At 48.3% G+C, this 4,879-nt stretch carries 8 protein-coding genes; 2 read left to right on the top strand and 6 right to left on the bottom strand.

Going from position 1 to position 4,879, the window contains the following annotated elements:
- A partial coding sequence (locus VE954_RS19450) for a hypothetical protein (protein ID WP_324955814.1) occupies positions 1–621 on the bottom strand: 621 nt, incomplete at its 3' end.
- 225 nt (positions 622–846) lie between these two features.
- Complete coding sequence (locus VE954_RS19445) at positions 847–1,248, bottom strand: hypothetical protein (RefSeq protein ID WP_324955812.1); 402 nt, start codon at positions 1,246–1,248, stop codon at positions 847–849.
- Positions 1,249–1,286: 38 nt separating this feature from the next.
- Between VE954_RS19445 and VE954_RS19440 the strand changes: the two genes are divergently transcribed.
- Both VE954_RS19440 and VE954_RS19435 read left to right on the top strand, forming a co-directional pair.
- Positions 1,287–1,460 (top strand): hypothetical protein, encoded by a 174-nt coding sequence (locus VE954_RS19440; protein ID WP_324955810.1) that lies wholly within the window; start codon positions 1,287–1,289, stop codon positions 1,458–1,460.
- Positions 1,461–1,714: 254 nt separating this feature from the next.
- A complete protein-coding gene (locus VE954_RS19435) occupies positions 1,715–1,849 on the top strand; it encodes a hypothetical protein (RefSeq protein WP_324955808.1) in 135 nt (44 codons plus the stop codon).
- Between the two features lie 482 nt (positions 1,850–2,331).
- Here the strand turns inward: VE954_RS19435 and VE954_RS19430 are convergent, their stop codons facing one another.
- The 4 genes from VE954_RS19430 to VE954_RS19415 all read right to left on the bottom strand — a co-directional run.
- On the bottom strand, positions 2,332–2,901 hold the full coding sequence (locus VE954_RS19430) for a hypothetical protein (RefSeq protein WP_324955806.1): 570 nt from the start codon (positions 2,899–2,901) through the stop codon (positions 2,332–2,334).
- A 485-nt stretch (positions 2,902–3,386) separates the two neighbouring features.
- Complete coding sequence (locus tag VE954_RS19425) at positions 3,387–3,923, bottom strand: SMI1/KNR4 family protein (RefSeq protein ID WP_324955803.1); 537 nt, start codon at positions 3,921–3,923, stop codon at positions 3,387–3,389.
- Positions 3,924–3,926: 3 nt separating this feature from the next.
- Positions 3,927–4,277 (bottom strand): HNH/ENDO VII family nuclease, encoded by a 351-nt coding sequence (locus VE954_RS19420; protein WP_324955801.1) that lies wholly within the window; start codon positions 4,275–4,277, stop codon positions 3,927–3,929.
- Between the two features lie 128 nt (positions 4,278–4,405).
- Positions 4,406–4,879, bottom strand: a 474-nt coding sequence (locus tag VE954_RS19415; RefSeq protein WP_324955799.1) for a hypothetical protein, incomplete at its 5' end; no start/stop codon positions are given.

The following is a 4,879-nucleotide window of genomic DNA, read 5'->3' as shown; positions in this document are numbered from 1 at the left end:
AGCAATTTGATCCATGAGATCCGCTTTTTTAATATCAAAGGGAAGGATGCTGCTGGAGGACTGGCCTTCAGAGGCCGAACTCCCCTCGCTGCAGTTGTACTCCCGGTGCATCTGTCTGGCTTTGTCCTCACAGGTCTGGATCCCGCCCTCAGGCAGGGCGAAATTGGCAATAAGGGAGAATTCAAACTCGGTCTTTGTCCGGCAGAAGGAATTGCAGTAAACGCTCGCAAAGGTGTCCGCATCGGCGGCAATGCTGTCCATGAACAGCCGCTGCTCGGCCTCGAGTGTCGCGGCGGAGCACTCGCCATTTAGCTGCGAGGCGTCTTCCTGCCCCTGAAGGGAATTTTCCACGGCGGCCAACTCAATGCCCACGGCATTCAGATAATCAAGATAGTCGGCGAAAAGCAGCCGGCTCAGTTCCTCTTTTTCCCTCGCAGCGTCTGCGCCCGTTTCTCCTTCATAGATTTCGTTCGCAAGATGCTCCCACACCGGCCCTGTGGCCCCGGGTGTAAGCGCACCACTGACTGTGGCCAGTTCGATGGCCTGGGCGGGCGGAACCATGATGAAAAGGGCCAAAAACGTGGCAAGAATTCTGTGAAGGATGAGACGCTTTTTCTTCATTTTTCTCATCCATCCGGGCAAAGGTTCAGTCGGCGGGCTTTGAGGGAGGGCCCGTGCGGGGCGTTATAGCGGATGGGACGGCATTACACAAGCAGGGGTAAACACTGCCGGCTGGCCAATTGCCGAATAACCGTTCTCAACTCCTTTTTTTACAGAGTGACTTTTTTCCCTTCATTAAGAAGTCACAAAGGAAAATTTTGTTACTCCTCATGAGCAATGGCTGGATCAACTGGTTGAGGGTGAATTGACCCGATGGACGGCGGTAAATCCATTTAAAATCCTTTTTAACTTTGATTGCCATCCCCCACCATCGGCACCATCTGCGCCTTTTGAATCTCTTTTCGCAAACGCAGGACTTTTTTGCAACAAAACTGCATAAAGTCGGGGGGTATGGGAAAGGCCCAAGAGACTTCGCTTACAAGGCGATTGCACGATGATTCCTTCCTTCAACAGAATGCCAATAAACGTTTGAGCAGGTTTCAAAATGATTTGCAATGGCTGGTCGTCTTCGTTACATAGCAAATATTGGCCATTGGCCCAATCCCATAAAAAACAAGCCCGTGAGCCCTGAACTCTCAAACGTAAGCGTGGAGGCAAAAATGCTTGATTGCCTGAACCTGTTTTCAAAGGGTGATACTGTCGAAATTAATGGAAGGCGCGGAATTGTGCGTCATATCACAAACTCCCGCTACTGGGTGATTCATGATGGAGACCATTTGGCGACGGGTTATACACGCGGGCAGATGCGTCGCGGCTTATCCAAATCCTCGCAGGTTCCCTTCCTGAAATTAAGTGGTTCCTGCATCTGGTTGCCTCTCTATCAGAAAGAGAACATTTAAAAACGGCCATCCAACAGGGGGACCTGGTTTTGGCCCCCAAACGACGCTACGGAATCCACGTGGAGCCAGCAGCTTTTCATGGAAGCCAATTCCGGTCTTCCACTTCCTTCGATTAGGGTGGTTCGGTCCATGAGAGTGGGCAGCCGGGGTCTCGAGAAAAAATGGCTCGGAATGCTCGAAAGGGATCCCTTCTTTTACGTTTTCGCTGTACGTCCATGGGGGCTAACCGCATAATGTTAAGAGGAAACCCAAACATGATAGCGGTGATCATGAATATCCTTTTCGTTGACGATGACGCAGATGTGCTGATGCTTTACAGACAAGTCCTTAAGGACGCTTTCCCAAAGGCATACTTTATTGGTGCAATCAGTGGCGCCCAGGCTGTTTGAGTTTATCGTCGAGCATGATACAAGCAACAGCATAAAAAACAATATCTTCAAGAACACCTCCGTCAATGTTCAAAATTAACCTCTTATGTAGTCGAGGATTCGCATGCCAAGCAGGAAGATTACACACGCGACCATAACTTGAACACTGAGATCAAAGAGGGGTAAACCCTTCCTTTTACGTCCAGTTAAAATAAGAGCAATCAAAGTTGAATATCCGCCAATAAACCCCCAATGCTGGAAGCGGTCGTCGAAAAACTCTGAAGCATAAAATGCCAAGGATATTACAAACAAAATCTTTTCGAGATGCTTCTTCATGAACCTGTTAGGACCATCCAAAGACAGTGCCATAGAGTATCCTCTCACTTGACTCTAGAAACCAACCGTGGCTCAGCGTCCATTGGAAGGCCCAAAGACCCTTTTCTGTTTTTGTAGCCAGCTTCAAAGAAATCACTGCGCAGCCAGTGATTTATTCGTCGTCATAGTTACTCGAACCCATCGATAACAATGTATCCATCCAAATCCTCACTGGGATATCTGAGCCTAACATCTTTGAGGTTCCAGTTGAAGTGCGCGGGAATATTCTGACTTGAGCAAACTATAATGTCTTCGTCGCCAAACTTCACAAAGTTATCACTTACTTTCTGTTTGCCAGCCTTCCTGACATCCCACTTCTTGAACTTGTAGAATTGCCTGATCAGCAGCATGCAGACCTCTCCGGCTGGAACCTGAACCCTGGACGGCTCTATTATCGTCGGTGTGGGCTCGACCCAGCTAGGGCTTAAAATAGCAACTCGATCGTTGATAAACTTGCTTTCATGGTCAATATCCAATCGATTTATGACCAGACGCACGCAGCGCTCAAACCCGGCGTCATCCTTCGCTTCTTCAGAAGTCGATATGTCGACCAGTGTCAGCTTGCCCAATTTTGGACCGCTAATTTTGATCGATGCCTTGAGCTTTCCTGGAAGTCTCTGGTTTGAGCTGGTTACAAAACAATGGTCGAAACGACTCTTGTCACTGAACAAGGCAGATCGGGTCTGTTCAAGCAACATGCTTAGGGATTCCAAATCAGCCTTTCGTTCATTCTGGTAGTCATCGTACGTGAATGGTTTACTGGACTGCGACGTGACGCATGACCCGAGAAACGTGACTGACCCGACGAATGAGATCCCAGGAATCCAGAATCTAGCGAAACCGTGCATAGTAAACCTTTATTGTGAATAGCTTCCCAATGCCCATTCGGAAGTTTGCCGCCCGGTATAACCTGCTCGTGGGCTTTAGTTCACCGCTGGATTGCCCATAAAAGCGAATCGCTCGACAAGAGTCAAGCGACACGAGTAAGTGGGATTGTCATTCAGAAACAACAGGGATCTAACTACTGCCCCGAGGTGGAGCGGTAGCTGAGATCTCATCAAGATCTTTCATTTGGAATTTAAGTCTTTTTGATCACCGTAGCTTGGCGTAACGCTCTCAGTACGGCGTTCTTGACGGCAAAACCTTAGCGTACGATATTTTCCGTTTCGTAAGCTGACCCTTACTATTTAAATTTAGTCATGATTCGCTGCAGAAGACTCGCCTGCTTCAATTGAGCCTTTGGTACCCATCTCTTACCTAGCAACGCATCAATATATTTCATGACAAATTCTTCAAACGAGTTCGAATGCTCACAAGCGAATACAGATTTTTGTGTTGCGCTAAAGTAAACCATCTTAGGAAGCCCTTCAATTGCCGAACAATTCAAGCAGAGGTATGACTCATAATCTGAGCCGAATACTGCTACAAGGTCTTGGGGCAGTGAGAATTCCTTTCTGAGCCGCAGAGTCTCGCCAAGCACGGTTGCGCCACGGAGATCGTCGACTGAGTCAGACCAAGTCCCAAAGAAGTTGATATCGCCAATTCCTATAGCGCCGTAGCGTTTCAAGAATCGGATGTAGTCACCAGGCAGGCGGCGACAAAGAACGTCCTCGATACCTCTGATGGTGCTATCGGACGCCTGAGCACCTTGCGTGATGGGGCCCAAATCCTCTTCGTCAGATGCTTTTGATAGGGTTGCCAACCTTTCTTCCAAATCCATCCGTTACCTCGATTTTTGCAGGATTTCCTTGGCTCGTCCTGCCCAATATCGCCGCCTAAATTGACAATATTGGGCCGACAATTCGGGGTTTTGTCTGAACTGAGCCTCAATAGCTTTCTGGAAAACCTGGAACTCAGGAGGAACACTCGACGCTTCAATCTCAATCAAGGCTGCCTTGGCCGCCAAGTTCAGCATCTGATCTGGTGACTTCCCATCAACTACGTGTTGCAACAAAAGCTGATAGCCATCAGATCCTATTGGTGCATTTCCGGACATCATCAAATCCAGGTTAGTAGCTCCGGCTTCCAACCTTTCATAAATATTTGCTGGGATCATTTGAGGCAATTGATTCACCCCTTACCGCCGTATGGGCAGCAGCTTCCATTTCAATAATTGGTCCGGGCTCGGCGCCAAAGACATGGTGAAGATTTACATATCGACCATCGCCCGGAAAGGCCAGGGGGAGCCCCTGACCACTACATTTATTCGGACTTACAACTCAAATCACCAGGATTGGCTGCGCAAAACAGTCGGCAACCGGGAGCTAGCGGGCTTGCTTTGCAAAGTAGGTTTTTATCAATAGTGAGCATTTTAAATATTTCGCAGCCTTTTGCTGATGGATCTTCCTCACATTCTTCAGCGGTTTTAAGTACCGTCTCTTTACAGCCCACAGCCTCAGGGTTCAAACGACATCTTTGCTCTTCAAACTGCTTAACGCAATCCGCTCCTTTGCAGGTTGGAGTCTTGGGTATATCCTGCCCAATACCTTGCCCTTCACATTTTCCATCATCTATCGGTTCAGAATCTACCTCGGGTAAACTGCACTTAATTAGCGGGTTTTTGCAATCCAATAGAATCTGAGGAATCTTGGGCTTAAGTCCAATTTTGCCCCCAGAGGTGCTGCTATCGCATTCTGCATTTGGCTGGCTGCAATCCACTTCTGTGCTTCCAGGCTT

The organism is Oligoflexus sp., assembly GCF_035638955.1.
Lineage (GTDB): Bacteria > Bdellovibrionota_B > Oligoflexia > Oligoflexales > Oligoflexaceae > Oligoflexus.
The sequence above is the reverse complement of the archived record's forward strand: the minus strand, read 5'-3'. Positions and strand labels throughout refer to the sequence as shown.